The 25,933-nt window shown below is 65.4% G+C and carries 27 protein-coding genes and 1 riboswitch; of the genes, 19 read left to right on the top strand and 8 right to left on the bottom strand.

Annotated elements, in window-relative coordinates; translation table 11 throughout:
- Positions 1 to 10: 10 nt before the first annotated feature.
- The 10 genes from WN73_RS36210 (at position 11) to phoB (ending at position 8,940) form a co-directional block, all read left to right on the top strand.
- Entirely contained in the window at positions 11 to 238 is a 228-nt protein-coding gene (locus WN73_RS36210) for a SelT/SelW/SelH family protein (protein ID WP_028172734.1), read from the top strand.
- Positions 239 to 255: 17 nt separating this feature from the next.
- Positions 256 to 687, top strand: a complete 432-nt coding sequence (locus WN73_RS36205; protein ID WP_028172735.1) for a GNAT family N-acetyltransferase — start codon at positions 256 to 258, stop codon at positions 685 to 687.
- A 422-nt stretch (positions 688 to 1,109) separates the two neighbouring features.
- On the top strand, positions 1,110 to 2,165 hold the full coding sequence (locus tag WN73_RS36200) for a lysylphosphatidylglycerol synthase domain-containing protein (RefSeq protein ID WP_011083909.1): 1,056 nt from the start codon (positions 1,110 to 1,112) through the stop codon (positions 2,163 to 2,165).
- Between the two features lie 73 nt (positions 2,166 to 2,238).
- On the top strand, positions 2,239 to 3,537 hold the full coding sequence (locus WN73_RS36195; protein WP_028172736.1) for an ATP-binding protein: 1,299 nt from the start codon (positions 2,239 to 2,241) through the stop codon (positions 3,535 to 3,537).
- Between the two features lie 144 nt (positions 3,538 to 3,681).
- Entirely contained in the window at positions 3,682 to 4,695 is a 1,014-nt protein-coding gene (gene pstS, locus WN73_RS36190) for a phosphate ABC transporter substrate-binding protein PstS (protein ID WP_028172737.1), read from the top strand.
- A 129-nt stretch (positions 4,696 to 4,824) separates the two neighbouring features.
- Positions 4,825 to 5,814, top strand: coding sequence for a phosphate ABC transporter permease subunit PstC (pstC, locus tag WN73_RS36185; protein WP_028172738.1), 990 nt, complete (start codon positions 4,825 to 4,827; stop codon positions 5,812 to 5,814).
- Positions 5,815 to 5,818: 4 nt separating this feature from the next.
- Positions 5,819 to 6,664 (top strand): phosphate ABC transporter permease PstA, encoded by an 846-nt coding sequence (pstA, locus tag WN73_RS36180; protein ID WP_011083913.1) that lies wholly within the window; start codon positions 5,819 to 5,821, stop codon positions 6,662 to 6,664.
- Positions 6,661 to 7,482: a phosphate ABC transporter ATP-binding protein PstB gene (gene pstB / locus WN73_RS36175; RefSeq protein ID WP_011083914.1), complete on the top strand. Its 822-nt coding sequence runs from the start codon at positions 6,661 to 6,663 to the stop codon at positions 7,480 to 7,482. The genes pstA and pstB overlap by 4 nt, the downstream gene beginning before the upstream one ends.
- 11 nt (positions 7,483 to 7,493) lie before the next feature.
- A complete protein-coding gene (gene phoU / locus WN73_RS36170) occupies positions 7,494 to 8,210 on the top strand; it encodes a phosphate signaling complex protein PhoU (protein WP_011083915.1) in 717 nt (238 codons plus the stop codon).
- 22 nt (positions 8,211 to 8,232) lie between these two features.
- Positions 8,233 to 8,940: a phosphate regulon transcriptional regulator PhoB gene (gene phoB, locus WN73_RS36165; RefSeq protein WP_008143479.1), complete on the top strand. Its 708-nt coding sequence runs from the start codon at positions 8,233 to 8,235 to the stop codon at positions 8,938 to 8,940.
- Positions 8,941 to 9,173: 233 nt separating this feature from the next.
- On the opposite strand, the gene WN73_RS36160 is transcribed toward phoB, so the two are convergent.
- The gene (locus WN73_RS36160) at positions 9,174 to 9,683 is read right to left on the bottom strand and encodes a GcrA family cell cycle regulator (RefSeq protein WP_011083916.1); all 510 of its coding nucleotides are present in this window, start codon (positions 9,681 to 9,683) and stop codon (positions 9,174 to 9,176) included.
- Positions 9,684 to 10,137: 454 nt separating this feature from the next.
- Between WN73_RS36160 and WN73_RS36155 the strand changes: the two genes are divergently transcribed.
- The 3 genes from WN73_RS36155 (at position 10,138) to WN73_RS36145 (ending at position 13,435) form a co-directional block, all read left to right on the top strand.
- Positions 10,138 to 11,346, top strand: a complete 1,209-nt coding sequence (locus WN73_RS36155) for an aspartate aminotransferase family protein (protein WP_028172739.1) — start codon at positions 10,138 to 10,140, stop codon at positions 11,344 to 11,346.
- Positions 11,346 to 12,269 carry an ornithine carbamoyltransferase gene (gene argF / locus WN73_RS36150; protein ID WP_011083918.1) on the top strand — a complete coding sequence of 308 codons (924 nt, stop codon included), beginning with the start codon at positions 11,346 to 11,348 and terminating at the stop codon, positions 12,267 to 12,269. The genes WN73_RS36155 and argF overlap by 1 nt, the downstream gene beginning before the upstream one ends.
- Positions 12,270 to 12,427: 158 nt before the next feature.
- Positions 12,428 to 13,435: an Hsp33 family molecular chaperone gene (locus tag WN73_RS36145; protein WP_028172740.1), complete on the top strand. Its 1,008-nt coding sequence runs from the start codon at positions 12,428 to 12,430 to the stop codon at positions 13,433 to 13,435.
- Between the two features lie 218 nt (positions 13,436 to 13,653).
- On the opposite strand, the gene apaG is transcribed toward WN73_RS36145, so the two are convergent.
- A complete protein-coding gene (gene apaG / locus WN73_RS36140) occupies positions 13,654 to 14,046 on the bottom strand; it encodes a Co2+/Mg2+ efflux protein ApaG (protein WP_028172741.1) in 393 nt (130 codons plus the stop codon).
- Positions 14,047 to 14,242: 196 nt separating this feature from the next.
- On the opposite strand from apaG, the gene WN73_RS36135 reads away from it, so the two are divergent.
- Genes WN73_RS36135 through WN73_RS36125 form a run of 3 tightly spaced genes read left to right on the top strand, consistent with a single transcriptional unit; the run spans position 14,243 to position 17,274 of the window.
- Complete coding sequence (locus WN73_RS36135) at positions 14,243 to 15,490, top strand: OpgC domain-containing protein (RefSeq protein WP_011083921.1); 1,248 nt, start codon at positions 14,243 to 14,245, stop codon at positions 15,488 to 15,490.
- Positions 15,490 to 16,269 carry an SGNH/GDSL hydrolase family protein gene (locus WN73_RS36130; protein WP_028172742.1) on the top strand — a complete coding sequence of 260 codons (780 nt, stop codon included), beginning with the start codon at positions 15,490 to 15,492 and terminating at the stop codon, positions 16,267 to 16,269. Before WN73_RS36135 ends, WN73_RS36130 begins: the two co-directional genes overlap by 1 nt.
- Positions 16,270 to 16,281: 12 nt before the next feature.
- Positions 16,282 to 17,274, top strand: a complete 993-nt coding sequence (locus tag WN73_RS36125) for an SGNH/GDSL hydrolase family protein (RefSeq protein ID WP_028172743.1) — start codon at positions 16,282 to 16,284, stop codon at positions 17,272 to 17,274.
- Positions 17,275 to 17,400: 126 nt separating this feature from the next.
- Here WN73_RS36125 and WN73_RS36120 read toward each other — a convergent pair whose 3' ends face one another.
- Entirely contained in the window at positions 17,401 to 18,588 is a 1,188-nt protein-coding gene (locus WN73_RS36120; protein ID WP_028172744.1) for an O-succinylhomoserine sulfhydrylase, read from the bottom strand.
- 74 nt (positions 18,589 to 18,662) lie between these two features.
- Positions 18,663 to 18,742: riboswitch (SAM riboswitch) on the bottom strand.
- 80 nt (positions 18,743 to 18,822) lie between these two features.
- On the opposite strand from WN73_RS36120, the gene WN73_RS36115 reads away from it, so the two are divergent.
- From WN73_RS36115 to WN73_RS36105, 3 genes are all read left to right on the top strand, one after another.
- The gene (locus WN73_RS36115) at positions 18,823 to 19,959 is read left to right on the top strand and encodes a 2'-deoxycytidine 5'-triphosphate deaminase (protein WP_011083925.1); all 1,137 of its coding nucleotides are present in this window, start codon (positions 18,823 to 18,825) and stop codon (positions 19,957 to 19,959) included.
- A 192-nt stretch (positions 19,960 to 20,151) separates the two neighbouring features.
- The gene (locus WN73_RS36110; RefSeq protein WP_271556994.1) at positions 20,152 to 21,204 is read left to right on the top strand and encodes a hypothetical protein; all 1,053 of its coding nucleotides are present in this window, start codon (positions 20,152 to 20,154) and stop codon (positions 21,202 to 21,204) included.
- A gap of 347 nt (positions 21,205 to 21,551) precedes the next feature.
- On the top strand, positions 21,552 to 22,997 hold the full coding sequence (locus WN73_RS36105; RefSeq protein ID WP_028172747.1) for an MATE family efflux transporter: 1,446 nt from the start codon (positions 21,552 to 21,554) through the stop codon (positions 22,995 to 22,997).
- On the opposite strand, the gene WN73_RS36100 is transcribed toward WN73_RS36105, so the two are convergent.
- From WN73_RS36100 to WN73_RS36080, 5 genes are all read right to left on the bottom strand, one after another.
- Entirely contained in the window at positions 22,994 to 23,494 is a 501-nt protein-coding gene (locus WN73_RS36100; protein ID WP_028172748.1) for a hypothetical protein, read from the bottom strand. The genes WN73_RS36105 and WN73_RS36100 overlap by 4 nt on opposite strands.
- A 113-nt stretch (positions 23,495 to 23,607) precedes the next feature.
- Entirely contained in the window at positions 23,608 to 24,009 is a 402-nt protein-coding gene (locus tag WN73_RS36095; protein ID WP_028172749.1) for an SRPBCC family protein, read from the bottom strand.
- 124 nt (positions 24,010 to 24,133) lie between these two features.
- Positions 24,134 to 24,493 (bottom strand): VOC family protein, encoded by a 360-nt coding sequence (locus WN73_RS36090; protein WP_028172750.1) that lies wholly within the window; start codon positions 24,491 to 24,493, stop codon positions 24,134 to 24,136.
- Between the two features lie 103 nt (positions 24,494 to 24,596).
- Positions 24,597 to 24,956 (bottom strand): hypothetical protein, encoded by a 360-nt coding sequence (locus WN73_RS36085; RefSeq protein WP_039186574.1) that lies wholly within the window; start codon positions 24,954 to 24,956, stop codon positions 24,597 to 24,599.
- 130 nt (positions 24,957 to 25,086) lie between these two features.
- Positions 25,087 to 25,926: a helix-turn-helix transcriptional regulator gene (locus tag WN73_RS36080; RefSeq protein WP_028172751.1), complete on the bottom strand. Its 840-nt coding sequence runs from the start codon at positions 25,924 to 25,926 to the stop codon at positions 25,087 to 25,089.
- Between the last annotated feature and the right edge of the window lie 7 nt (positions 25,927 to 25,933).

The following is a 25,933-nucleotide window of genomic DNA, read 5'->3' as shown; positions in this document are numbered from 1 at the left end:
GGAGGATGAGATGTCGGATGTGACGATCGTCTATTGCCGTCCCTGCGGCTACGAGAAGCGTGCGAAGGAAGCCGCCGCAGCGCTGCGCCGGCAACTGGCGCTGGAGGCGGATCTCGTGGCTGGCAAGGGCGGCGTCTTTCAGGTCAAGCTCGGCGACAGGATTGTCGCCAGCCGCAGCAAGGGCCATTTTCCCGGCACCGACGAAATCGTCGCAGCCGTCACCGCGGCGCGGCATTGATCCGGGGAGGCACGCAGATGCCGGTCGTCTGGAACGAAGATCCGGCGGCAATCGACTGGAACGAGCTTTCCGCGCTCTACCGCACCGCACCGCTCGGCAACAAGACACCAGCCGATCTCGCGCTCGTGTTCGGCAACAGCATGTTCTGTGCCTTCGCTTACGACCAAGGCCGGCTGGTTGGTGCCGGCCGAGCGCTGGCGGACGGCCGCGACTGCGCCTACCTCTGTGATGTCGCGGTGCGCCCGGACTGTCAGGGGCAAGGCCTCGGCCGCGAGATCATCGAGCGGCTGCTGGCGCGATGCCGCGGACATCGCAAAATCATCCTCTATGCGGTGCCTGGCAAAGAGGGCTTTTATGAGCGTCTCGGCTTCCGCCGGATGACGACGGCCATGGCGATTTTCGACGACCAGGCCAGTGCCTATCAGCGCGGCTATCTGACCGCCCCTTAAGCTACTGTTGCGCCGCACCTGTTTGGTGCATCGGAAAATCCGTCCAGAACGACCCCGTCGCCCCTCTTTCAACAGCCGGGCGCGGCCCATAGATTGACGTCGGCTTAAAACGTGACGGAACATTGCGCGGCCGAAATCATCAAAACTTCATGGCGTCTGCGCAGGATTGCCATGGAGATTCGCGTCAGCCTTGCCGCCGAAAGCGCCAAACCGTGCATCCAGAGCCCGCAACCCTGCCTAAAATATTGAAGGCACGTGATTTTGTTCGAATTGGCGAATTCCACTCCGCCCCAAAACGCGCTAGTGGAGGGTTAGGGGGCATGCGCGATGCCGGAGCCGGCGGCGAGGGTTCGTTGAGTGCCTGTGCGTCGTTTGCCTGTTCGCCGGCCGTCCTGGCCGCTGAAGCGTTGTTCGAGGTCTAGATGCTGGAAGCCATACGCAGGGCGATGACGTTTCTGCGCCAGAAGCAAGTCCTGCATAAGCTTGGAGTTGTGATCAGCGTCGCGGTCATCGGCATCGCTTGCTATGTGCTCTACCACATGCTGCGCGGCATCGACTTCAACGAGGTGATCGAGGCGATCAAGAGCACCGAGCCGAGCCAGATTGCGATGGCGGCACTGTTCGTGGCCGCGGGCTATTTCACCCTGACCTTCTACGACCTGTTCGCCGTGCGTGCGATCGGCCACGCCCATGTGCCTTACCGCATCAATGCGCTCGCCGCCTTCACCAGCTATTCGATCGGCCACAATGTCGGCGCCAGCGTCTTCACCGGCGGCGCGGTGCGCTACCGCATCTATTCGGCCTATGGGCTGAACGCGATCGATGTCGCAAAGATCTGCTTCCTCGCCGGCCTGACCTTCTGGCTCGGCAATGCCGCCGTGCTGGGCCTCGGCATCTCCTACCATCCGGAGGCGGCGGCCTCGATCGACCAGCTTCCGCCCTGGCTGAACCGGACGCTGGCGCTGATGATCATCGTGGGACTGGTCGGCTATGTGGTCTGGGTCTGGACCCAGCCGCGGGTGGTCGGCCGCGGGCCCTGGACCGTGGTGCTGCCAGGCGGACCGCTGACGCTGCTCCAGATCGCGATCGGCATCATCGATCTCGGATTCTGCGCGCTCGCGATGTACGTGCTGGTCCCGGACGAGCCCAATCTCGGATTCGTCGTGGTTGCCGTGATCTTCGTCTCGGCCACCCTGCTCGGCTTTGCCAGCCACTCGCCCGGCGGCCTCGGCGTGTTCGACGCCGCCATGCTGGTCGGCCTCTGGCAGATGGACCGGGAGGAACTCCTGGGCGGCATGCTCCTGTTCCGCGTCCTCTATTATCTGTCCCCCTTCGTCATATCTGTAATCTTGCTGACGTTTCGCGAAGTTATAATCGGCGCCCGATCGAAGCGTTTGCAGCAGGCGGCGCTCAAGCTCGACCCCGGCCCGGCGCGTGAAGCCGCCTATGTGAGAGAGCGCAGCGACGGCACCGCCTGACGGCGCCAAGCCTTTAGGACCAAGCCTTTAGGACGAAGCCGTTAGGACAAGCCCCTAGGAGAAGCCCGCCCCGATGGCGATTGACGCCCCATCTTCTCCCACCGCGCAGCCCTGGTCCGACCGGCTGCGGCACTCGACGATCATCCTGATCGCCGCGGCGCTGGCGCTGTCGGTCGTGGTCTCGCTCGGCGAATTGTCGGTGTTGCACGCCGTTGCCGTGTTCCTCTGCATCGCCGCTGCGGCGCTGATCCCCTGGCGACTGCACGACACCGCCGCCTCGCGCGACGATGTCAGGCGCATCAACCCGGTCGAGAGCGCCGCAGTGGCCGCGGTCGTCGCCGGCATGCCGGATCCGGCGGTGCTGCTCGACCGCGCCGGCCGCGTCATCCATCTCAATGCGGCTGCCGCCCAGCTTGCCCCGGCGCTGCGCAGGAACGAGCTCGCCCAGTTCGCGCTGCGCTCGCCGGAGATCATCACCGCGCTGCGCGAGTCGATCGCGACCACCGAGCCGCGGCGCGCGACCTATCTCGACCATGTCCCGGTCGATCGCTGGATGGAGCTGATCATCACGCCGGTGCCGGTGCCGACCACCTTCGGCGGCGCCGACAAATGCATGCTGATGACCTTCCACGACCAGACGCCGCTGCGCCGGGTCGAGGAGATGCGCGCCGACTTCGTTGCCAATGCCAGCCACGAGCTGCGCACGCCGCTCGCCGCGCTGTCCGGCTTCATCGACACGCTCCAGGGCCAGGCCAAGGACGACCCCAAGGCGCGCGAGCGCTTCCTCGGCATCATGCACAACCAGGCCACCCGCATGGCGCGCCTGATCGACGATCTGCTTTCGCTGTCGCGGGTCGAGCTGTCGGCCCATGTGCGCCCCGACACCCTGGTCGACCTGCTGCCGATCATCCGCCAGGTCGCCGACGGGCTCGAGCCGCTGGCGCGCGAGCGCCAGGTCGAGGTCGAGATCCATCTGCCGGAGCCGCCGGTGATGATCGCGGGCGACCGCGAGGAGCTGCTCCGCCTGTTCGAGAACCTGATCGAGAACGCGCTCAAATACGGCGCCTCGGGCGGACGCGTCATCGTGTCACTAACCTCAGGCGCCGCCACTGATGGAACTCAGGAAATCCGGGTCATGGTCCGGGATTTCGGCCCCGGTATCGCGCCCGAGCACCTGCCGCGGCTGACCGAGCGGTTCTACCGGGTCGATGTCGGCGACAGCCGCTTGCAGGGCGGGACCGGGCTCGGATTATCGCTGGTGAAACATATTCTTAACCGGCATCGCGGCCGGCTTTTGATCGAAAGCGTGCCCAAACAGGGCGCCACTTTCACCGCCTGTTTTCCCCAGGCCAGGGCTCCGGCGACGACATGAAACTCAAGCGATTTCAATTGCTTGTGGTTGTCATCCGACTGTCACGAAACCTTCGTAAAAGCACAGCCGACCGCTCCTAAAGGGGCGGCACGGGGAGCGCGATCGGGCGCGGATGGCGCTTCGCTCCCCTGTATGGAGACCAGCATGAATTTCCTCAAAACGATCGTCGCTGCCGGCTTGGTCGCCGCATCGACGACGGCAGCCTTTGCTGCCGATATCACCGGCGCCGGCGCGACGTTCCCGTTCCCGATCTATTCCAAGTGGGCTGACGCCTACAAGAAAGAGACCGGCAACGGTCTGAACTACCAGTCGATCGGCTCCGGCGGCGGCATCAAGCAGATCCAGGCCAAGACCGTGACCTTCGGCGCCAGCGACGCGCCGCTCAAGGCCGAGCAGCTCGAGAAGGACGGCCTCGTCCAGTGGCCGATGGTGATGGGTGCCATCGTTCCGGTCGTCAACATCGAGGGCGTGAAGCCGGGCGAGATGGTGTTCGACGGCGAGACGCTCGCCAGCATCTATCTCGGCAAGATCACCAAGTGGGACGATGCCGCGATCAAGAAGCTCAATCCGAGCCTGAAGCTGCCCTCGGAGGCGATCACCGTCGTCCGCCGCTCCGACGGTTCGGGCACCACCTTCAACTTCACCAACTACCTCTCCAAGGCCAGCGCGGACTGGAAGAGCAAGGTCGGCGAGGGCACGGCCGTCGAGTGGCCGGTCGGCGTCGGCGCCAAGGGCAACGAGGGCGTGTCCGGCAACATCGGCCAGACCAAGAACTCGATCGGTTACGTCGAGTACGCCTATGCCAAGCAGAACAAGCTGACCTACACCGGTCTCGTCAACAAGGCCGGCAAGCCGGTGCAGCCGACCGTCGAGGCCTTCCAGGCGGCCGCCTCGAACGCCGACTGGGCCAAGGCGCCCGGCTACTACGTCATCCTGACCGACCAGCCCGGCGAGAAGTCCTGGCCGATCACGGCGGCGACCTTCATCCTCATGCACAAGGATGCCACCGACAAGGCGGCCTCGCAGGAAGCCATCAAGTTCTTCCGCTGGGCCTTCAAGAACGGCGGCAAGGCGGCTGAGGAGCTCGACTACATCCCGATGCCCGAGGGCGTCGTGACCCTGATCGAGAAGACCTGGGCTGCCGAGATCAAGAGCTAAGCGCTGCTGTCCCGGCCTGGGTGCCGGGATCTCAAAAGACCTCCGCTCCGGATCGGCCCCGTGCCGCATCCGGAGCGCAAGACCAACAACAAGCGTATATAACGGGTACAGGGGATCGGCGTGGCAGAGATGGCCGTTCAGAGCGATGTAATCGACGACGCCGGACCGTACGATCGCGCCAAGGCCTTGAGCGCGTTCAAGCTCGGCGACGTCACCTTCTACTGGATCACGCGGCTCTCCGCGATCTCGGTGCTGCTGATCCTCGGCGGCATCATCGTTTCGCTGATCGTCGGCGCTTTCCCGGCGATCAAGGAATACGGCTTCTCCTTCCTGTGGACGCAGCGCTGGGCGCCGTCGGCGGATCCGCCCGTGCTCGGCGCGCTCGGGCCGATGTACGGCACGCTCGTCACCTCGTTCATCGCGATGCTGATTGCCATTCCCGTTGGCCTCGGCATTGCGATCTTCCTCACCGAGCTCTGTCCGCAATGGCTGCGCCGCCCGATCGGCATGGCGATCGAGCTGCTCGCCGGCATTCCCTCGATCATCTACGGCATGTGGGGCTTCTTCGTGCTGGGCCCGTTCCTGGCCAACACCTTCCAGCCCTTCATGATCAAGATCTTCGACGGCGTTCCTGTCTTGGGCGCGATCTTCGCGGGTCCCCCGTCCTATCTCAGCCTGTTCAACGCCGCGCTGATCCTCGCCATCATGGTGCTGCCCTTCATCACCTCGATCTCGGTCGACGTATTCAAGACGGTGCCGCCGGTGCTGAAGGAGGCCGCCTACGGCGTCGGCTGCACCACCTGGGAAGTCGTGCGCAGCGTGGTGATCCCCTACACCCGCGTCGGCGTCATCGGCGGCGTCATGCTGGCGCTGGGCCGCGCGCTCGGCGAGACCATGGCGGTGACGTTCATCATCGGCAACTCGTTCCGCATCTCCTCCTCGATCTTCGCGCCGGGCACCACGATCTCGGCGGCGATCGCATCCGAGTTCGCCGAGAGCGACGGCCTGCACCAGTCCGGCCTGATCCTGCTCGGCCTGCTGCTGTTCGTGCTGACGTTCTTCGTGCTCGCAGCGGCACGGCTGATGCTGATGCGGCTGGAAAAGAAGGCGGGGAACTAACGCCATGAACCCGATCTATTCACGCCGCCGCCGCAAGGACATCGTCGTTCGCGGACTCTGCATCGCCGCCGCCGCCTTCGGCGTCACCTGGCTTGCGCTGATCCTGATCACGCTGCTTTACAACGGCATCGCCGGTCTGAACCTCGAGATTTTCGTGGCAGATACGCCGCCGCCGGGCTCGACCGAAGGCGGCCTGCGCAACGCCATCGTCGGTTCGATCATCATGACCGTGCTCGGCGTCGGCATTGGCGCGCCGCTCGGCCTGTTCGCCGGCACCTATCTCGCCGAATACGGCCGCAACGACCGCCTGACCTCGGTGATCCGCTTCATCAACGACATCCTGCTCTCGGCGCCCTCGATCATCATCGGCCTGTTCATCTACGGCGCGGTGGTGGTGCCGATGCGCGGCTTCTCGGCGATCGCAGGCAGCCTCGCGCTCGCCGTCATCGTCATCCCGGTGGTGCTGCGCACGACCGAGGACATGCTGCTGCTGGTGCCGAACGCGCTGCGCGAGGCGGCGTCCGCGCTCGGCCTGCCGCGCTCGCTGGTGATCAAGCGGATCGCCTATCGTGCCGCCCGCTCCGGCCTCATCACCGGCGTGTTGCTAGCCACCGCCCGCGTCGCCGGCGAGACCGCGCCGCTGCTCTTCACCGCGCTGTCGAACCAGTTCTTCAGTCTTGGCCTGAACAAGACGATGGCGAACCTGCCGGTCACCATCAACAACTTCGTCCAGAGCCCCTACGCCTATTGGAAGCAGCTCGCCTGGAGCGGCGCGCTGCTGATCACGATTACCGTGCTTGCCCTGAATATTGGCGCACGCATCCTTGGCGCCGAGAGGACCGCAAAATGAGTGAGCTTTCCGTATCGATGAGCGCGGCCGGTGGGCTGCCCCAGGCGCCGCTGCTGCCGGAAGCGCCGGCCAAGGTGACGGTGCGCAACCTCAACTTCTATTACGGCGAGCACCACGCGCTGAAGAACATCAACCTGACGCTCGGCACCAACCGCGTCACCGCGTTCATCGGCCCGTCCGGCTGCGGCAAGTCGACCCTGCTGCGCATCTTCAACCGGATGTACGACCTCTATCCGGGGCAGCGCGCCACCGGCCAGCTCATGCTCGACCAGACCAACATCCTCGACGGCAAGCTCGACCTCAACCTGCTGCGCGCCCGCGTCGGCATGGTGTTCCAGAAGCCGACGCCGTTCCCGATGACGATCTACGAGAACATCGCCTTCGGCATCCGCCTCTACGAGAAGATCTCGAAGTCCGAGATGGACGACCGCGTCGAGAAGGCGCTGCGCGGCGGCGCGCTGTGGAACGAGGTCAAGGACAAGCTCAACGCCTCCGGCCTGTCGCTCTCCGGCGGCCAGCAGCAGCGCCTCTGCATCGCCCGCACCGTCGCGGTGCGGCCCGAGGTGATCCTGTTCGACGAGCCCTGCTCGGCGCTCGACCCGATCTCGACCGCCAAGGTCGAGGAGCTGATCCAGGAACTGTCCGAGAACTACACGATCGCGATCGTCACCCACAACATGCAGCAGGCGGCGCGCGTCTCCGACAAGACCGCGTTCATGTATCTCGGCGAGCTGATCGAGTTCGACGACACCAGCAAGATCTTCACGTCGCCGAGCGACCGGCGCACGCAGGATTACATCACCGGCCGGTTCGGCTGAGGAGACGGGACATGGGTTCTGAACATACCGCAAAGGCCTTCGACACCGACCTCCAGGAGCTCACCCGGCTCGTCGCCGAGATGGGCGGGATCGCCGAGCGCATGATCGTCGATTCCGTCGACGCGCTGATCCGCCGAGACGTCGCGCTCGGCCAGCGCGTCGTCGCCACCGACACCGAGCTCGACGCGCTGCAGAAGCGCATCGAGGAGCGCGCCGTGCTCACCATCGCCCGCCGCCAGCCGATGGCGGTCGATCTGCGCGAGATCGTCGGCGCCATGCGCGTTGCGACCGATCTCGAGCGCATCGGCGACCTTGCCAAGAACATGGGCAAGCGCGTCGCGGCGCTGGAGACGGATTTCCATCCGCTCAAGCTGTTCCGCGGCCTCGAGCACATGACCGACCTCGTGCAGCAGCAGGTCAAGTCGGTGCTGGACGCCTATGCCGCGCATGATCTGCCGGCGGCGATGGCGGTGTGGAAGGGCGACGAGGAAGTCGACGCCATCTGCACCTCGCTGTTCCGCGAGCTCCTCACCTACATGATGGAGGATCCGCGCAACATCTCGTTCTGCATCCATCTGATGTTCTGCGCCAAGAACATCGAGCGGATCGGCGACCACGCCACCAACATCGCCGAGACCGTGTTCTACATGATCGAGGGCCAGGCGATCACCGACAAGCGACCGAAGGGCGACATGACGACCTTCGCCACGACGGTCCCGAATACCTGAAGACTTAAGGAGCGACGACACCATGGGCGCACGCATTATGGTGGTTGAGGACGAGGAAGCTCTCACCGAGCTTCTCCGCTACAACCTCGAAGGCGACGGCTATGATGTGGAGACGGTGATGCGCGGCGACGACGCCGACACCCGCCTCAAGGAACACATCCCCGATCTGATCGTACTCGACTGGATGCTGCCGGGCCTGTCGGGCATCGAGCTGTGCCGCCGGCTGCGGACCCGGCCCGAGACCAAGCAGCTCCCGATCATCATGCTCACCGCGCGCGGCGAGGAGAGCGAGCGGGTGCGGGGTCTTGCGACCGGCGCCGACGACTACATCGTCAAGCCGTTCTCGGTGCCGGAGCTCTTGGCACGCGTGAAGGGCCTGCTGCGGCGCGCAAGCCCGGAGCGGCTCGCCACGGTGCTGGCCTATGGCGACATCGAGCTCGATCGCGACAAGCGCCGCGTCGCGCGCTCGGGCCGGCCGATCGACCTCGGCCCGACCGAATATCGCCTCTTGGAGTTCTTCCTGGAGCATCCCGGCCGCGTGTTCTCGCGCGAGCAGCTGCTCGACAGCGTCTGGGGCCGCGACATCTACATCGACGAGCGCACCGTCGACGTCCACATCGGCCGCCTGCGCAAGCTGCTCAATCTCGGCCGCGAGCAGGATCCCATCCGCACCGTCCGCGGCGCCGGCTACGCGCTGGATGATCGCTTTGCGAAGGCGGAGCAGACGTAAGCTAGGGGCGAGTTGGTTTGGCGAGCTGTCGCCACGATATCGGTGTCGTCCCGGCGAAGGCCGGGACCCATAACCCCAGGGCGCAATTGTTTGCGCGACAAGGGTAACTCCGTGTCCCCGTAACCACATCTGCTGGTGGTTATGGGTCCCGGCCTTCGCCGGGACGACATCGGAGTGTGTCGATCCGTCATCGCGTGACGGCGCCGTCTTTGCAATCAGCTAGAGCGACAAACTCACCGCGAGGGCTTCGCCGGTGCGCGCCGGCGATCCGCGGCGGGCTGATATGCCACGCGCGAGTGCTGCGCGCAGTAGGGCAGGCCCGACAGCGCCCTGCCGCCGCAGAAGAAGAAATCCGGGCTCGAGGGATCGCCGACCGGCCAGTGGCAGGTCGCCTCGTTCAGCTCCAGCAGCGACAGCCGCTGGCTCATCGGCACCACGTTGTCGTAGGTGACCGGTTCGGCCTCCACCTCGACCTCGAAGGCCTGCGCCAGCGCGGTGTTGCCGCGCGCAATGGGGCGGCTCACCCGCATCATGTGCTGCGCGGGGCGCGCCTTGCGCGGCCGCGGAGCCGCCGATGAGGGGCTCTTGGCGCGGCCGGATAGGCCGAGCCTGTGTACCTTGCCGATCACGGCATTGCGGGTCACGTTCCCGAGCTCGGCTGCGATCTGGCTGGCCGATAATCCGGCCTCCCAGAGCTTTTTCAACTGCTCGACGCGATCGTCGGACCAGGTCAAAACCGTCATTGCACCCTTTCCCTCGCCGTGCGGCTGCCATCCTGGCGCCTCGCGGCGAATGCCTAAGCCTCGAAAAACCCGTGCCGTCAGAATCCCTTAAGGCTCGCCGGGCGCGCCGATAACGCCCGAACGTCTACGCCGGTACATGAGGACTTAGAGGATCAGAAACACTGCACGAGATGTCGTATCTGACAAGCCAAACGCTACAATATGGCGTGACTCACGCGCAAGAGTCCGCCGACTCGCTTCCACATGTTCCGTGGCGAAAACCCCGCAATTTCGGCTCCGCAAGACTACGGATTCAGCGTTTCGCGAGGCTTTCGGGCGGCATTGACACCGGTTTCACCAGGCATAAGATAGTGTCACGTGCCGCCCTTAAAAGGCGGCACGTTTCGTTTTCCGGGCCGGTCAATGGTGCGCTGCGTGAGCGTGTTCAGGCCGTCCGCAACATCAAGTGATCGTCATGACTAACAGCGCAGCGCCGCATTTGCTTCCCGTTTTCGCCAGATCCGACCTCGGTTTCGAGCGCGGCGAAGGCTGCTGGCTGATTGCGACCAATGGCGATCGCTATCTCGATTTTACCTCGGGCGTCGCCGTGAACGCGCTCGGCCATGCCCATCCCGCGCTGGTCAAGGCGCTGCAGGAGCAGGCCACAAAACTCTGGCACATGTCGAACCTGTTCCAGAGTCCGGACGGCGAGAAGCTCGCTGCGCGCCTGTGCAATGAAAGCTTCGCGGACTTCGTGTTCTTCTGCAATTCCGGCGCCGAGGCGCTGGAAGGTGTGATCAAGCTGGTCCGCCATCATCACTTCTCCAAGGGGCATCCGGAACGTTACCGCATCATCACCTTCGAAGGCGCCTTCCATGGCCGCACGCTGGCGACGCTGGCTGCGACGGGATCTGCAAAATATCTCGAAGGTTTTGGTCCGCCGATGGATGGCTTCGACCAGGTCCCGCATGGCGACATCGAGGCCGTGAAGAAGGCAATCGGTCCGCAGACCGCCGGCATCCTGATCGAGCCGATTCAGGGCGAGGGCGGCGTGCGTTCCGCAACGCCTGCGTTCCTCAAGGCATTGCGCCAGCTTTGCGACGAGAAGGGCCTGCTGCTCGCCTTCGACGAGGTGCAGACCGGCATGGGCCGCACCGGCGATCTGTTCGCGCATCGGCGTACCGGCGTCACACCTGACGTGATGTCGCTGGCCAAGGCGCTCGGCGGCGGCTTCCCGATCGGTGCGATCCTGGCCACCGCGGACGCGGCGGCCGGCATGGGTCCCGGCTCGCACGGATCGACCTTCGGCGGCAATCCGCTCGCGATCTCGGCTGCGAATGCCGTGCTCGACGTCATGCTGAAGCCCGGCTTCTTCGATCACGTGCAGAAGATGTCGCTGCTGCTCAAGCAGAAGCTCGCCTCCGTGATCGACCGTCATGGCGATGTCGTCAGCGAGGTGCGCGGCGAGGGCCTCCTGATCGGCATCAAGGCCGTGGTGCCATCAGGCGATCTCGTCGCGGCGCTGCGCAACGAGAAGCTGCTCACGGTCGGCGCCGGCGACAATGTCGTGCGTTTCCTGCCGCCCTTGATCGTCACCGAAGCCGAGATTGAGGACAGCGTCGGGCGGCTCGAACGCGCCTGCGCCGCGATCTCGTCCAGTCAGACCAAGCGGGCGGCAAGCTGATGAGCAAGTCGCCGAAGCACTTCCTCGATATCAACGAGCTCCCGCTGTCGGAGCTCAAGAGCATGCTCGATGCCTCCTCCGCCATGAAGGCGAAGCAGAAGGCGCATCAGCCGGTGAGGCCGCTCGAAGGCAAGACGCTGGCGATGATCTTCGAGCGCCCGTCGACCCGTACGCGGGTGTCGTTCGACGTCGCCATGCGCCAGCTCGGCGGCGAGCCCATCATGCTCACCGGCGCCGAGATGCAACTCGGCCGCGGCGAGACCATCGCCGACACCGCGCGCGTGCTGTCGCGCTATGTCGACGCCATCATGATCCGTATCCTCAACCACGACGCCTTGCTCGAGCTTGCGGCCAACGCGACCGTGCCCGTCATCAACGGCCTGACGCGGCGCTCGCATCCCTGCCAGGTGATGGCCGACCTTCTGACCTATCAGGAGCACCGCGGCCCGATCGAGGGCCGGACGGTGGCCTGGACCGGCGATGACAACAACGTGCTGGCGTCCTGGGCGCATGCCGCGGAGCGCTTCAAGTTTCAGCTCAATGTCGCAACGCCTCCGGAGCTTGCGCCGAAGAAGGCGATGCGCGACTGGATCAAGGCTTCAGGCGCGCCGATCATGCTCGGCACCGATCCGGAAGCCGCCGTGCGCGGCGCCGATTGCGTCGTCACCGACACATGGGTGTCGATGGGCGACAAGGAGGGCGAGCACCGCCACAACGTGCTCAAGCCCTACCAGGTCAATGCCAAACTGATGTCGCTGGCCAAGCCCGACGCGCTGTTCATGCACTGCCTGCCCGCCCATCGCGGCGAGGAGGTCACCGACGAGGTGATCGACGGTCCGCAATCGGTCGTGTTCGACGAGGCCGAAAACCGCCTGCACGCGCAGAAGGGTATTCTGGCCTGGTGTTTTGACGCGGTGAAGTAAGTTTGGCGTAGGCTTGGCGGCCGCCTCACATGCAACTGTCGTCCTGGCGAACGCCAGGACGACGCGGAGGTTGCCGTCCTTGCATACGTCCATTCTGCATTGCCGGATGCAGCCGGAACCCCTTCCATTTCCCACCCACCGACCCCAGATAGACGGCCATGGATTCCCAATCCCCTGACATGAAAACCAGGCCGGAAGGCCCGGTTCGCGCACCATCAGCGGTTCCGATCGACGACGCCGCGCTGCCCTACGAGGTCGACGCGCTCGACGTGCGCGGCCGGCTGGTGCGGCTCGGTCCGGCGCTCGACGACATCCTGACCAAGCACGATTATCCCGCGCCCGTCGGCAAGCTGCTCGGCGAGGCCATCGTGCTGACGACGCTGCTCGGCTCGGCGCTGAAATTCGAGGGCCGCTTCATCCTCCAGGCCCAGACCGACGGCCCGGTGTCGTTCCTGGTGGTGGACTACAAGGCGCCGGACCAGCTTCGCGCCTATGCCCGCTTTGACGCCTCGCGCCTGGGCACGGCGAAGGATTCCGGCGCGCTGCTCGGCCGCGGCCATCTCGCCATGACCATCGACCAGGGCCCCGACATGAGCCGCTACCAGGGTCTGGTCGCGCTCGACGGCGGCAGCCTCGAAGACGCCGCCCACGAATATTTCCTGCGCTCCGAGCAGATCCCGACGCGCGTGCGTCTTGCGGTCGGCGAGGAGTGGCGCTCGAACGACGGCGGCAGGCATCGCTGGCGCGCCGGCGGCATGTTGATGCAGTTTCTGCCGAAGGCGCCGGAGCGCGCGCGGCAGGCGGACTTGCATCCCGGCGATGCGCCCGAGGGCGCCGAAGTGCACGCCGTCGCCGAAGATGACGCCTGGGTCGAGGCGCGCTCGCTGGTCGAGACCGTCGAGGACGTCGAGCTGATCGATCCGGAACTGTCCGGCGAGCGGCTGCTCTACCGCCTCTTCCACGAGCGTGGCGTGCGCGTGTTCAAGCCGCTGGTCCTGAAGGCGCAATGCTCCTGCTCGCGCGATGCGGTCGCCGCGATGCTGAAGAGCTTCTCGCCGGACGATCGCGCCGCGATGGTCAAGGACGACAAGGTCGTTGTCACCTGCGAGTTCTGCTCGTCGGTGTACGATTTCACGCCCGATGAGGCGGGCGTGGAGGACGCGTAACTCTATCGTCCGTCATTGCCAGCGCAGCGAAGCAATCCAGAGTCTTTCCGCAGTGGCAGTCTGGATTGCTTCGCTGCGCTGGCAATGACGACGGGGAAACAGCCTGCCAAGTGCTCGGACATCGTAGGGTGGGCAAAGCGTAAGCGTGCCCACCATCTTTCCGCGTCACCACCGAAATGGTGGGCACGCTTCGCTTTGCCCACCCCACGGCCCCGCCCCTAGTTCAACACCCGCTTGTTGTCCGGGCTATCCAGCGAAAACGTCGGCACGTCGATCTCGAAGCGTTCGCCGCTTTCGCTGACCATCTGGTAGCGGCCGGTCATGAAGCCGGAGGCGGTCGAAAGCGGCACGCCGGAGGTGTATTCGAAGCGCTCGCCGGGGGCCAGGGTCGGCTGCTCGCCGACCACGCCCTCGCCCTTCACCTCCTGCTGGCGGCCGGTGGCATCGGTGATGATCCAGTGCCGCGTCTTGAGCTGCACGGTCTCCTCGCCCGAATTGGTGATGACGATGGTGTAGGACCAGAAGTAGCGGGAGCGGTCGGCCGACGACTGTTCCGGAACAAAGTTCGGCTCGACGGTCACTTCGATCTGGCGGGTCACGGCGCGGTACATGGCTGCCATCATAACGAAAACCCGGCCGGGAACCAAACGCCGCAAGCGGCTTTCGCGACATCGTCCCGCCAGAATTCGCGGAGAAAGACACCCCAAAGAAAGACACCCTTATGTGATCCGGCCGCTTTGCGAGACGACGGCCGGACCGGTACAATCCCTATAACGTCGCGATTTGTGTGAGGGTTTCCAGGCCCCGATGACCATTGCGGACCAAGTGACGGGATCGACGATCGCGGGGGCCAAGCCTGCGGATGCAAAGCCGCGTGCGGCCGCGCCGGCCATCTCTCTGCCCGCCATCGGCGAGCGCGAGCTCCGGCTCGACCTGTTCCGCGGCCTCGCGCTGTGGCTGATCTTCATCGACCATCTGCCGTCGAGTCTTTTGACTTGGTTCACGATCCGCAATTACGGCTTCAGCGACGCCACCGAGATATTCATCTTCATCTCCGGCTACACCGCCGCCTTCGTCTACGGCCGCGCGATGCTGGAGAGCGGCGTCGTCATCGCCACCGCGCGCATCATGCGCCGGGTCTGGCAGATCTATGTCGCCCACGTCTTCCTGTTCACGATCTTCCTCGCCGAGATCTCCTACGTCGCGACCAGCTTCGAGAACCCGCTCTACACTGAAGAGATGGGCATCATGGACTTTCTCAAGCAGCCCGACGTCACCATCGTGCAGGCGCTGCTGTTGCGCTTCCGTCCCGTCAACATGGACGTGCTGCCGCTCTACATCGTGCTGATGCTGGCGCTGCCTTTGATCCTGTGGTCGATGAAGTGGAAGCCCGATGTCACGCTCGGCCTCTCGGTCGTGCTCTACGCGGTCACCTGGGAATACGACCTCTACTTCTCCGCCTATCCGAACGGCTTCTGGGCGTTCAATCCGCTGGCCTGGCAATTGCTGTTCGTCTTCGGTGCATGGTGTGCGCTTGGAGGTGCGCGGCGCATGTCGCGTATTCTGGCTTCACCGGTGACGATGTGGATCGCGATCGCCTATATCGTCGCGGCGTTCTACGTGACGCTGACCTGGTATGTGCCGCAGCTCTCGCATCTGATGCCGAAGCGGCTCGAGCAGTGGATGTATCCGATCGACAAGACCGACCTCGACGTGCTGCGCTTCACGCATTTCCTGGCGCTGGCAGCGCTCACCGTGCGCTTCCTGCCGCGCGACTGGCCGGGCCTGAAATCGCCCTGGCTGCGGCCGCTGATCCTGTGCGGCTCGCATTCCCTGGAGATCTTCTGCCTCGGCGTGTTCCTGGCCTTCGCCGGTCATTTCATCCTGGCCGAGGTCTCCGGCGGCGCCGTCATGCATGCGGTGATTAGTCTCTCCGGAATCCTGATCATGTGGGGCGTGGCCTGGGTGATTTCGTGGTACAAGCGCGTAGCTGACAAGAGCGGTGCGAAAACCAAGAACGCCGTCGGCAACGCCGATCTGGCGGGAGGGGGCTGATGAAGGCGAAGGTTCTCCTGAGCCTGATCCTGCTATGCGGTGGCCTCGCCGCGCCGTCGGCGCGCGCGGAGGATGCTGCGCCGCCCGCTCCGGCCGCGCCCGCAGCCTGCGAATTGCCGTCCTATCTGCTCACCAGCGAAAGCCAGCTTCCCAAGGTCGCCGACGCCATCAAGGCCGGCAAACCGCTCGAAATCCTGGTCATCGGCAGCCGTTCGACCACGATTCCGGCCTCCGAGGACGCTTCCTATCCGGCACGCATGCAGGCCATTTTGAAGGACAAGCTGTCGCCATCGGAAGTTGTGCACGTCTCCGTAGAAATACAGAGCAAGAAGACGGCAGAGGAGGCGGCCGCCAGCTTCGTTAAGCTGATGGAAGCAAAAAGGCCTACTTTGGTCATCTGGCAGACCGGGACCGTGGATGCTATCCGAGCAATCGATCCCGACGATTTTCGCGGTGCGGTGACCGGAGGGGTTTCCGCATTGCAAAATGCAGGGGCTGACGTCGTGTTGATGAACTTGCAGTACAGCCCGCGTACCGAAACCATGATCTCGGTGCCGCCCTATCTCGACAATATGCGGGTGGTGGCACAGGAGCACGACATCCCGCTGTTCGACCGTTTCGCGATCATGCGGCAGTGGAATGATCAGGGTCAGTTCGACCTGTTCAGCCCGTCCCGCGGGCCTGAGCTCGCGAAACAGGTCCACGATTGCCTTGGCCGGGCGTTGGCACAGTTCGTGATCGACGCAGCCCATCTGGGGCCGGCCCAGCAGCAAAATTGAGGTCTAGTGTTAATGAGTTCTATCCGCCCTTTTTGCCTGACGGCATGGCTGGCAGCACCCGTGGCGGCGGCGCTGCTGTTGCTGACTCCTGTTTCGCAGTCGCGCGCGCAGGCGCAGGCCGCGCAGGCAACGCCCGCGCCCGCGCAGGCCGCTAATCCCGCTCCGGCATCGCCCTCCCAGACCACCGTCGCCGCGACATCTCCCGAACAGCGCGGCATCACCGCGCGCGCCATCGACAAGGTGAAGCAGGTCGCGAAATCCGCCGGTGACGTCTTCAACCGCGTCCCCTGCCTGCCGCCGAAGGGCGGCGCGAAGGCGATGGGCTCGCTGCCGCATGTCGCGGGCAAGCTCGTCGCCGGCAAGCCTGTCGTGATCGTCGCGTTCGGCTCGTCGTCGACCGCCGGCTACGGCGCAAGCTCGCCCGATTTCAACTATCCGAACCGTCTTGCGGCGCAGCTGCGCCGGCAATATCCGACCGCGGACATCACCGTCATCAATGCCGGCGTCGGCGGCGAGGACGCGCCCGAGATGATGAAGCGCCTCCAGAAGGAGGTGATCGACGTGCATCCGGACATGGTGATCTGGCAGGTCGGCACCAACGCCGTGCTGCGCAATCTCGATCCCGGCGACACCGCCAAGATGGTCGAGGACGGCATCGCCCGCATCCAGGCCGCCGGCGGCGCCGATATCGTGCTCGTCGATCCGCAATATTCGCCGGCCGTCAACCAGCGCAAGGAGAGTGCCGGCAAGATGGTGAAGCTGCTCGGCAAGGTCGCTGAGCTCCGTCACGTCGGCATCTTCCCGCGCTTCGAGGTGATGCGCGACTGGCACGAGAATCAATCGATCCCGGTCGAGAGCTTCGTGATCGCCGACGGCCTGCATATGAACGATTGGGGCTATGCCTGCTTCGCCCAGCTCCTCGGCGACGACATCATCCGCTCCGTCGGCCAGATCAAGCTCGGGGTCAACGTGCCCGGGGACGTGCGGGCGTACCGGCCGATGTAGTTCGGCTGCGTAGCCGTAGGGTGGGCAAAGGCGCGCTCTTCGCGCGCCGTGCCCACCATCTATCGCCAGCTCGGTGGTGAATGGTGGGCACGCTTCGCTTTGCCCACCCTACGGAGCTCGATCGCCTCACGCCCTCTCCAGCGCCGCCGTCAGATCCTCGATCAGATCGTCCGCATGCTCCAGCCCCGCGGAGAAGCGGATGAAGCCCTCGCTGATGCCGAGCGCGGCGCGGTCTTCCGGCTTCAGGCGCTGATGCGTCGTGGTCGCCGGATGGGTGACGAGGCTCTTGGCGTCGCCGAGATTGTTCGAGATCTTCGCAAGCTTGAGCTCGTTGAGCACGCGGAACGCGGCCGCCTTGCCGCCCTTGACCTCGAAGCCGACCAGCGTCGAGCCGCCGCGCATCTGCTTCTTCACGAGCGCTGCCTGCGGATGATCGGCGCGGCCGGGATAGATCAATCGCGAGATCTTCGGATGGCCGGCCAGCACTTCCGCAACGCGTGCCGCGGTGTCGGTCTGCGCGCGCACGCGCACGGCCAGCGTCTCCAGGCCCTTGAGCAAGACCCAGGCGTTGAACGGCGAGATCGACGGCCCGGTCTGGCGCATGAAATTGTGGAGGTGCTCGGCGACGAAGGCTTCCGACGACAGGATGATGCCGCCGAGGCAGCGGCCCTGGCCGTCGATGTGCTTGGTCGCGGAATAGACCACGACGTCGGCCCCTAGCGCGAGCGGGCTCTGCCAGATCGGCGTCGCAAACACGTTGTCGACGACGAGCCGCGCGCCGCCCTTGTGCGCGATCTCGGCGATGCCGGGGATGTCGAGCACGTCGAGCGTCGGGTTGGTCGGGCTCTCCAGGAAGAACGTCTTGGTGTTCGGCCGCAAGGCCCGCTGCCACTGGTCGAGATCGAGGCCGTCGACCAGCGTGGTTTCGATGCCGTAGCGCGGCAACAGATCCTGAATGACGTAGAGGCACGAGCCGAACAGCGCGCGGGAGGCGACCACGTGGTCGCCGGTCTTCAGCGGCGCCAGGATCGCGGTCGTCACCGCGGCCATGCCGGTCGCCGCCGAACGCGCCGCTTCGGCGCCTTCTAGCTCGATCATGCGGCGCTCGAACATCGAGATGGTCGGGTTCGAATAACGCGAATAGATGAAGCCGGGATCCTCGCCCTTGAACCGCGCCTCGCACTCCTCGGCGCTGTTGTAGACGTAGCCCTGGGTCAGGAACAGCGCCTCCGACGTCTCGCCGAATTGCGAGCGCAGGGTGCCGGAATGGACCAGGCGGGTTTCGGGACGGTAAGTGGCAGGCGACTTCGACATAGGTACCTCCGACATGACCGTCTCGTCGAAAACGGTCACAAAAAAACCGGCCTGGATATATCCACGGGCCGGGATCACAGAGGTCCCCGGCCTGTTTAGCGACTTATTTAACGTGGCTGCAAGCCGGCCGGCTCAAATCACCACGGGATAAGTGATGCTCATATTCCGCAATGGCCTTTCCGTCAAGGCGTCCATCGGATAGCCGTAAAAGGCTAGTATTTCCCGCACGTCCGGATGCGTTTGACCCCTGACGAGGACCCCCGGTTGAGCTTCACGATCGCCGCCGACGCCAATGGTATCCTGCCCGACCGCATGATCGCGGCGATGGCGGAGGCGGGCCTCATCCTGCCCGCATACGATTTCGTCGAAAGCCAGATCCAGCCGGCGAGCCTCGACCTCCGCCTCGGAGACATCGCCTATCGCGTCCGCGCCAGCTTCCTGCCTGGTCCCGGCGCCACGGTGGCCGAGCGCATCGACGAATTGAAGCTGCACGAGTTCAGCCTTGCCGACGGCGCGGTGCTGGAAACCAACTGCGTCTACATCGTGCCGCTGCTCGAGAGCCTGGCGCTGCCGCCGGAGATCGTCGCGGCTGCGAACCCCAAGAGCTCCACCGGCCGGCTCGACGTCTTCACCCGCGTGATCGCCGACGGCACCCGCCGCTTCGACATGATCGGCGCCGGCTATCACGGCCCGCTCTATGCCGAGATCAGCCCGAAGACATTTCCGGTGCTGGTGCGCGAGGGCTCGCGCCTGTCGCAGGTGCGCTTCCGCACCGGTGACGCCATCCTCAATGCCGACGAGCTCGATGCGCTGCATGCGTCCGAGCGCCTTGTCGACATCGACGATGCCGATCTGGCCGGCGGCGTCGCCGTCTCCGTCGATCTCTCCGGCGAGAAGGCGAGCGGCTTCGTCGGCTACCGTGCCAAGCGCCACACCGGCGTCGTCGATGTCGATCGCCGCTCCGGCTATTCCGTCGAGGACTTCTGGGAGCCGATCTCGGCCCGGCCCGACGGCAGCCTGATCCTCGATCCCGGCGAGTTCTACATCCTCGCCTCGAAAGAGGCCGTGCAGGTGCCACCCGACTTTGCAGCCGAGATGGTGCCGTTTGATCCGCTGGTCGGCGAATTCCGCGTGCACTATGCCGGCTTCTTCGATCCCGGCTTCGGCTATGCCGGTGCCGGCGGGTTGGGATCGCGCGCCGTGCTGGAGGTGCGCTCGCGCGAGGTGCCGTTCATCCTCGAGCACGGCCAGATCGTCGGCCGCCTCGTCTACGAGAAGATGCTCGCCCGCCCCGACGCGATGTACGGCCAGCGCATCGGCTCGAACTACCAGGCGCAGGGCTTGAAGCTCTCGAAACATTTTCGGGTGTAGCGACATCTCCAACTGTCATGCCCCGGCTCGACCGGGGCATCCAGTACGCCGCGGCGTCTCGATTCAATCATAACTGTCTCTGGAATACTGGATCGCCCGGTCTTCGCCGGGCGATGACACCGAGTCTGTGGCTGGTTGCGCCGCCCCAGCCGCGATGACACACTCCCGTAAAACAACAAGCCGGGAGCGAACATGACCGCCGCAGCTGACTCCGCGCAGGAAGCCCAATGGAAGCGCTGGCGCGCGGTCGCCGATCTCTATCACGCCTATTTCACCGGCCTTATCCTCACCGTCGTCACGCGGCGCGGCACCGCGGATGCCGCGGAGTTCGTCTTCCGCGTGTTCCGCCGTCAGCAGCAGGAGCGCTTCCTGCCGGGGCTGGAAAAGCTCGGGCTCAGCCATCTGCCGCCGGCGGTCGCGGCTGCGCAATATCACTACCTCTCCAACTGGATCGGCGGCGTGCATGTCGAATACATGTATGAGAGCGACGTCAAGGCCTGGATCCGCTATCCGCCGCCGCGCTGGATCTGGAAGGGCACCGCGATCTGCGGCGTGCCGGGCGAAGTCTCACGCGCGATGCTGCGCGGCTGGCACGCCAATAACGGGGTTGCGCTCGGAGATCTTCGCCTCGGCTTCGTCTGCACCAAGCAGAGCGTCGACGGCCAGGACGGGCTCGAAGGCTATTATCATCAATACGACCATCCGCTCGAACTCGACCAGCGCCTGGTGTTCGCGCGGCATCTGGAAGCGCCGCCGTTCGATGCGAAGACCGCGCCGGCGCTGCCGGTCGCGAGCTGGCCGAAACCGCGGCTTGAAAAAGCCTATCGCAACTATGCGATGGAATATGTCCGCACCGCCGCGCCCGTGATGGTGCAGCTGTTCGGCCCGGAAGACGCCGGCTATCTGCTGCATCTCACCGGCAAGCTGATCGGGATGCAGTATTTCGACGAGGTAGCGGCCGCACTCGCGACGAGCCGCGGCGGCGCGAGGGAATTCGCATCGTTCCTGAACGCGCTGTTCGCTGCCCAGGACGACAATGCTGAGATGACGCAGTCCGAAGGCACCTTCGAAATCCGCCAGCAGAGCTGGAAGCTGATGGACGACGTCGCTGATTGTCACCGCGCCTGCGCCAAGGTGCTGGAGGGATTGTTCGAGGGATTGGCTGCCGGCTGCGGCCGGCATATCGGCATCCGCATGCGCCCGGCCGCAGGCGGCCGTCCGCCGCTGGTCTGGACGATTGGGTGACGAGAACGGCGCGGCCACTTCGCCTCTCCCCGCGTGCGGGGAGAGGCCGGATTGCATCGAAGATGCAATCCGGGTGAGGGGGACTCTCCGCGAGTCCAACTCGCATCGTTTTCGCGGACGCGGCCCCTCACCCCAACCCTCTCCCCGTAAGAACGGGGAGAGGGAGACGAGAGACCGCAATTCCACGGGCTGAAATGCGCTGCCGCAGGGCACGCCTGCATCAGGCGCAGGAGGAATCGGCAATTGCCGTGCTAACAAGCTTCTCGCTGCGCCTTCTGCGCGAAGAAATTCATTGGCACATCTAGTCATTGCCGCGCCGCAAATGGCGCTCGTGCCCGGGAGAGGACATGTCCGACATCGCCGAAATCCCGGTCGATGAACAAGAGCGCCCGCTGCCGCCGCCTCCGCGGCCGGTGAGGAGCGCGCTGATGGACGGACCGATCCTGCGCACGCTGCTCGGGCTTGCCTGGCCGAACGTGATCGCGCTCTCGGCCGGCACCTGCACGGTGATCGCGGAGACCTCCTATATCGGCCGGCTCGGCGTCGAGGCGCTGGCCGCGATGGCGCTGGTGTTTCCGACCGTGATCCTGACCATGACGATGTCGGGCGGCGCGATGGGCGGTGCGGTGGCCTCCGCCATCGCACGCGCGCTCGGCGCCGGCGATCGCGAGCGCGCCGGCACGCTCGCCGCGCATGCGCTGCTGATCGGCGTCACGTTCGGTCTCGTCTTCATGCTGGGCATGCTGATCTTCGGGCCCAAGGTGCTCGAGATGCTCGGCGGCCGCGGCGATGTGCTGACGCACGCGATCGCCTACACGCAGGTGTTTTTCGGCGGCGCCGTGCTGCCCTGGCTGCTCAACACCATGGCGGGCGTGCTGCGCGGCACAGGCAATATGAGGCTGCCCTCGTTCCTGATCCTCAACTCCGCGGCCTGGCAGATCGTGCTCGGCGGCACGCTGGGTCTCGGGCTCGGACCGGTACCGCAGTTCGGCATGCGCGGCGTCGCGGCCGGCGCGCTGATCGCCTATTGCATGAACATCGGCGTCATGGGCTGGTACCTGTTCTCAGGCCGCGCGCGCGTCGTCCCGAAGCTGCGCGGCCTGCGCATCCAATGGGCGATGTTCTTCGACATCCTGAAGGTCGGCGCCATCGCCTGCTTCTCGCCGCTGCAATCGGTGCTGACGATCTCGATCTTCACCCACATGCTGGCGAAGTTCGGTACCGCGATCCTCGCCGGCTACGGCATCGGTGCGCGGCTCGAATTCCTGCTGACCTCGATCGCGTTCTCGTTCGGCATCGCCTCGGTGCCGATGGTCGGCATGGCCGTCGGCGCCGGCCGCATCGCGCGCGCCCGGCGCATTGCCTGGATCGCGGGTGCGAGCGCCTTCGTCGCCGTCGGTGCGCCGGCGTGCCTGGTCGCGCTCTTCCCCGATCTCTGGGTCAACATCTTCACCGACAGCGCGACCGTCCGCGCGGCCAGTCACCAATATCTGTCGACGGTGGCGCCGTTCTACGCCTTCATCGGCCTTGCCTCGACGATGTATTTCTCCTCGCAAGGCGCGGCCAAGGTGATCGGCCCGGTGCTGGCGCAGACCGCGCGGCTGATCTACATCTCGGCGACCGGCTGGTGGCTGTCGACACATGAGGTGACCGCGCAGAGCTTCTTCTGGCTGGCCGCGAGCTCGATGGTCGTGCTCGGCCTGCTGTCGTGCTCCAGCGTGGTGCTGACGCGCTGGGGACCGCGCAAGAGCAAGCCCGCGATCAGGCCGGCTCTCTCAGGCGTCGCGGACTAGCGATGCCTGTGGCGGCGATGGCCGCCACCACCGCCGACATTGGCGAGCCGCATCAGCTGCGGGATCATCGCCATCATGTCGCCGCCACTGGTGCCGCCGAGCATGCCCATGATGTCGCCGCCGCCCATGCCCGTTGGCATGTAGCCGCCACCGCCCATCGGGGTGTAGCCGCCATAATTGGGCGCACCAAAGCCGCCGCCGAGATTGCTGCCGCCGAGGCCACCGCCGCCCATCATGCCGCCGAAGCCGCCACCACCATTCTCCATCATGCGGCTCATCATCGGGCCCATGGTCTGCATCAGCATGGCGAAGCGGCGCTTGCCCATCTTCGCCTTCATCATCTCCAGCATCGGCGCCATCTGGGTCATCATGTCCTCGCCGCCGGCGCCTCCGCCGCCACCGAAGCCCGCGAGCTGCGCCTCCGCCGGCGTGCTCGCGACCGAGAACAGCAGCAGCACGGCGGCCGCCTGGCAGATCACCTTGTCCGCACCTCTCATGGCATGCTCCTCGCGTGCGTGGCTTCGCCGGAAGAGCGGAGCCAACCGGACGCACGCAGCCATGGTTACGGCCGAGGAGGCGAGGGCTCTGTGAGAAAAGTCACAGAGGTCAGTCAGGCGGCCGCGGCTGGAAACGCCTTGTGCATGGCGGCGACGGCTTCCTTCGTCTGCCCCTGGACATACGGCGCAAGCTCGTTCGGCAGCATGTCGATGATCCAGACCAGGCGGCACCGCGCATCGCCCTCGGCGATCACCTGCACCGAGGCGCTGTAGTGCTTCAGCCGCTCGTTGTTGATGGCATAGACGAGGCGCTGCCGCGCATCATTGCAATCGACCAGCACCTCGCGCGCGACGGAGCCGTTGGCGAAGGTGACGATGCGTGCATCGCCATCGAGCGTGCAGGCCGTGACGAAGCCCGGCACCAGCCGCTGATGCAGCGCGCCGAAATCGCGCACCGCGTCCCAGACCTCGCGCGCAGGGGCGTTGAGGGGAATGTCGTTGTGGATGGAGGCCATGAAGGTGTCCTTGGTTGAAGGGGTCGTAGGGTGGGCAAAGGCGCGCTCTTCGCGCGCCGTGCCTACCATTCATCGGCACCGTCGCACGTGGCACCCTACGAATGCTCGTGCGTGGGGCGCTTGCTCACACGCAAACCGCCTCGACATTGTTGCCGTCCGGATCGATCAGAAACGCCGCATAATAGGTCGGGCTGTAGTCCTTGCGCGGGCCCGCGCCGCCATTGTCGCGTCCGCCGCTCTTGAGCCCCTCGCTGTGGAACGCCTTGACCGCGTCATGATTCCCGGCGCGAAACGCGATATGCGCGCCGTCGGCCTTCCGCCCCTTGTTCAGGTGCAGCCACAGCGCCGGCGCGCCCTTCGGCCCGAAGCCGGCATAGCCGTCGCCGCTCGAGCACAGGACGTAGCCGAGCGGCGCCAGCACCGCGGTGTAGAAGCGCGTGGCGGCATCGAGATCGGCTACGCGAAGTCCGATGTGGTCGTACATGTTCGTCTCCATTGCAAAGCGCGCCGCGCGTGGCGCACGCCGGAGACGAACCTAGTCAATTGAAGGCAAGCCGCTCTTGGAGAATCTTGCGCATCTCGCCCGGCTAGTTCGCCGGTGCCTCCGCCTGCCAGCGGACCACCCGTTTCAGGTGATAGACCTGCACCCACATGTTCGTTCCAATCACGCTGATCGTCGCGACGATCAGGGCTGTGAGCTTCTGCGGTGCATGAAGGGCGAGGACGAGCAGGAACATGGAAAGGGCCGCCGTGACGCCGAAGCTGAACCAGAGCCCAACGAGGCGTGGTGCAAACCAGGCCGGCTGACCGTCGGTGTCCCACTGCATCGGAATCCTGCGCGAGCTGATCTGGCGGCCGTAATAGACGGCACAGCCCGCGATGAAGGCGAGGCCGACGACAAGCGCGATCAGCGTGGTCGCAATCACGTCAATCGAGGTCCTGTCCATTTGCCGGCTCGCCGCCTTGAAGGAGCGCCAAATCGCCCTTCGGTTGTAATACCGCGCGGGGTACCGCAAGTGCCAGTGCATCGCACCCGTCTGGTCAACAGACTGTTACTGGCGAAGCGGCCCGTGTGTCTCAGTTGAGGACGAGTCGTTCCCCGAAGATCCTGCGCTCGCCCTTCGACGCCTGCCGGAACTTCGTCGGCGACACGCCGGCGGCGCGATGGAAGGTGCGGACGAAATTGGAGAGATCGCCGAAGCCGACGTCATAGGCGACGTCGGTGACCGCGATGTCGTCCTCGGAGAGCAGGCGCGCGGCGTGCCGCAGCCGCGAGCGCACCAGATATTGATGCGGGGTGACGCCGAGCACGGCCGAGAACAGCCGCAGGAAATGGAACGGGCTCAGTCCCGCGTGCCGCGCGGCCTGTTCGAGGTCGACCTCGGCATGCGAGTTGGCGTCGATCCACAGCGCGGCTTCGACGGCGCGGCGGCGGTCGCGTGCGGTGGGCGTGGCCGGCTTGCGCGCCTTGCCGGAGACGACATCGACGAAACGGCCGGCGAGGATCTGGCCGATCTCGTCGAGGCCCAGATCGCTGTTGCCATCTGCCGCCGTCTGGGCGAGCTCGCCCAGCACCATCAGCTTGGGCAACGGCGGTGTCGCGCCGACCTTCCAGATCTCGTGCCGTCCCCCGAGGGCATCGACCAGGTCCTCGCTGAAGAAGAAGCCCAGGCAGACGTCGCCGCTGACATGCTCATGCGTGCAGGTGTACTCCTCGCCGGGGGCGCCGACCAGAATCGAGCCTGCCACCAGTTCGAAGAAGCCGGCGCGGCAATGGCAGCCGAAGCTGCCGGAGCGGACATAGGCGATGGAATGCCCGGTGCGGCACTCCGCGAACGGCGTGTCGTCCGGCCCCGCATCGCAGCGGAACTCGGAGACCGTGATCGAGCGTGTCGTCAGCAGCGTGGTCGCATCCATGCGACCT

Origin of the sequence: Bradyrhizobium sp. CCBAU 45394 (assembly GCF_028128655.1) — a bacterium.
Classification (GTDB): domain Bacteria; phylum Pseudomonadota; class Alphaproteobacteria; order Rhizobiales; family Xanthobacteraceae; genus Bradyrhizobium; species Bradyrhizobium diazoefficiens.
The sequence above is the reverse complement of the archived record's forward strand: the minus strand, read 5'-3'. Positions and strand labels throughout refer to the sequence as shown.

What these genes read in the sequence shown, in the direction of transcription:
- WN73_RS36160 (WP_011083916.1), bottom strand. Translation starts at nt 9,683, where the DNA reads ATGACGGTTTTGACCTGGTCCGACGATCGCGTCGAGCAGTTGAAAAAG.
- WN73_RS36130 (WP_028172742.1), top strand. Translation starts at nt 15,490, where the DNA reads ATGAAGGCGAAGGTTCTCCTGAGCCTGATCCTGCTATGCGGTGGCCTC.
- WN73_RS36100 (WP_028172748.1), bottom strand. Translation starts at nt 23,494, where the DNA reads ATGAGAGGTGCGGACAAGGTGATCTGCCAGGCGGCCGCCGTGCTGCTG.
- WN73_RS36195 (WP_028172736.1), top strand. Translation starts at nt 2,239, where the DNA reads ATGGCGATTGACGCCCCATCTTCTCCCACCGCGCAGCCCTGGTCCGAC.
- WN73_RS36155 (WP_028172739.1), top strand. Translation starts at nt 10,138, where the DNA reads ATGACTAACAGCGCAGCGCCGCATTTGCTTCCCGTTTTCGCCAGATCC.
- WN73_RS36210 (WP_028172734.1), top strand. Translation starts at nt 11, where the DNA reads ATGTCGGATGTGACGATCGTCTATTGCCGTCCCTGCGGCTACGAGAAG.
- WN73_RS36200 (WP_011083909.1), top strand. Translation starts at nt 1,110, where the DNA reads ATGCTGGAAGCCATACGCAGGGCGATGACGTTTCTGCGCCAGAAGCAA.
- WN73_RS36105 (WP_028172747.1), top strand. Translation starts at nt 21,552, where the DNA reads ATGTCCGACATCGCCGAAATCCCGGTCGATGAACAAGAGCGCCCGCTG.
- pstB (WP_011083914.1), top strand. Translation starts at nt 6,661, where the DNA reads ATGAGTGAGCTTTCCGTATCGATGAGCGCGGCCGGTGGGCTGCCCCAG.
- WN73_RS36125 (WP_028172743.1), top strand. Translation starts at nt 16,282, where the DNA reads ATGAGTTCTATCCGCCCTTTTTGCCTGACGGCATGGCTGGCAGCACCC.
- pstC (WP_028172738.1), top strand. Translation starts at nt 4,825, where the DNA reads ATGGCCGTTCAGAGCGATGTAATCGACGACGCCGGACCGTACGATCGC.
- WN73_RS36205 (WP_028172735.1), top strand. Translation starts at nt 256, where the DNA reads ATGCCGGTCGTCTGGAACGAAGATCCGGCGGCAATCGACTGGAACGAG.
- WN73_RS36085 (WP_039186574.1), bottom strand. Translation starts at nt 24,956, where the DNA reads ATGGACAGGACCTCGATTGACGTGATTGCGACCACGCTGATCGCGCTT.
- WN73_RS36095 (WP_028172749.1), bottom strand. Translation starts at nt 24,009, where the DNA reads ATGGCCTCCATCCACAACGACATTCCCCTCAACGCCCCTGCGCGCGAG.
- pstS (WP_028172737.1), top strand. Translation starts at nt 3,682, where the DNA reads ATGAATTTCCTCAAAACGATCGTCGCTGCCGGCTTGGTCGCCGCATCG.
- WN73_RS36120 (WP_028172744.1), bottom strand. Translation starts at nt 18,588, where the DNA reads ATGTCGAAGTCGCCTGCCACTTACCGTCCCGAAACCCGCCTGGTCCAT.
- WN73_RS36080 (WP_028172751.1), bottom strand. Translation starts at nt 25,926, where the DNA reads ATGGATGCGACCACGCTGCTGACGACACGCTCGATCACGGTCTCCGAG.
- argF (WP_011083918.1), top strand. Translation starts at nt 11,346, where the DNA reads ATGAGCAAGTCGCCGAAGCACTTCCTCGATATCAACGAGCTCCCGCTG.
- WN73_RS36110 (WP_271556994.1), top strand. Translation starts at nt 20,152, where the DNA reads ATGACCGCCGCAGCTGACTCCGCGCAGGAAGCCCAATGGAAGCGCTGG.
- pstA (WP_011083913.1), top strand. Translation starts at nt 5,819, where the DNA reads ATGAACCCGATCTATTCACGCCGCCGCCGCAAGGACATCGTCGTTCGC.
- WN73_RS36115 (WP_011083925.1), top strand. Translation starts at nt 18,823, where the DNA reads ATGCGTTTGACCCCTGACGAGGACCCCCGGTTGAGCTTCACGATCGCC.
- phoU (WP_011083915.1), top strand. Translation starts at nt 7,494, where the DNA reads ATGGGTTCTGAACATACCGCAAAGGCCTTCGACACCGACCTCCAGGAG.
- WN73_RS36145 (WP_028172740.1), top strand. Translation starts at nt 12,428, where the DNA reads ATGGATTCCCAATCCCCTGACATGAAAACCAGGCCGGAAGGCCCGGTT.
- WN73_RS36135 (WP_011083921.1), top strand. Translation starts at nt 14,243, where the DNA reads ATGACCATTGCGGACCAAGTGACGGGATCGACGATCGCGGGGGCCAAG.
- apaG (WP_028172741.1), bottom strand. Translation starts at nt 14,046, where the DNA reads ATGTACCGCGCCGTGACCCGCCAGATCGAAGTGACCGTCGAGCCGAAC.
- WN73_RS36090 (WP_028172750.1), bottom strand. Translation starts at nt 24,493, where the DNA reads ATGTACGACCACATCGGACTTCGCGTAGCCGATCTCGATGCCGCCACG.
- phoB (WP_008143479.1), top strand. Translation starts at nt 8,233, where the DNA reads ATGGGCGCACGCATTATGGTGGTTGAGGACGAGGAAGCTCTCACCGAG.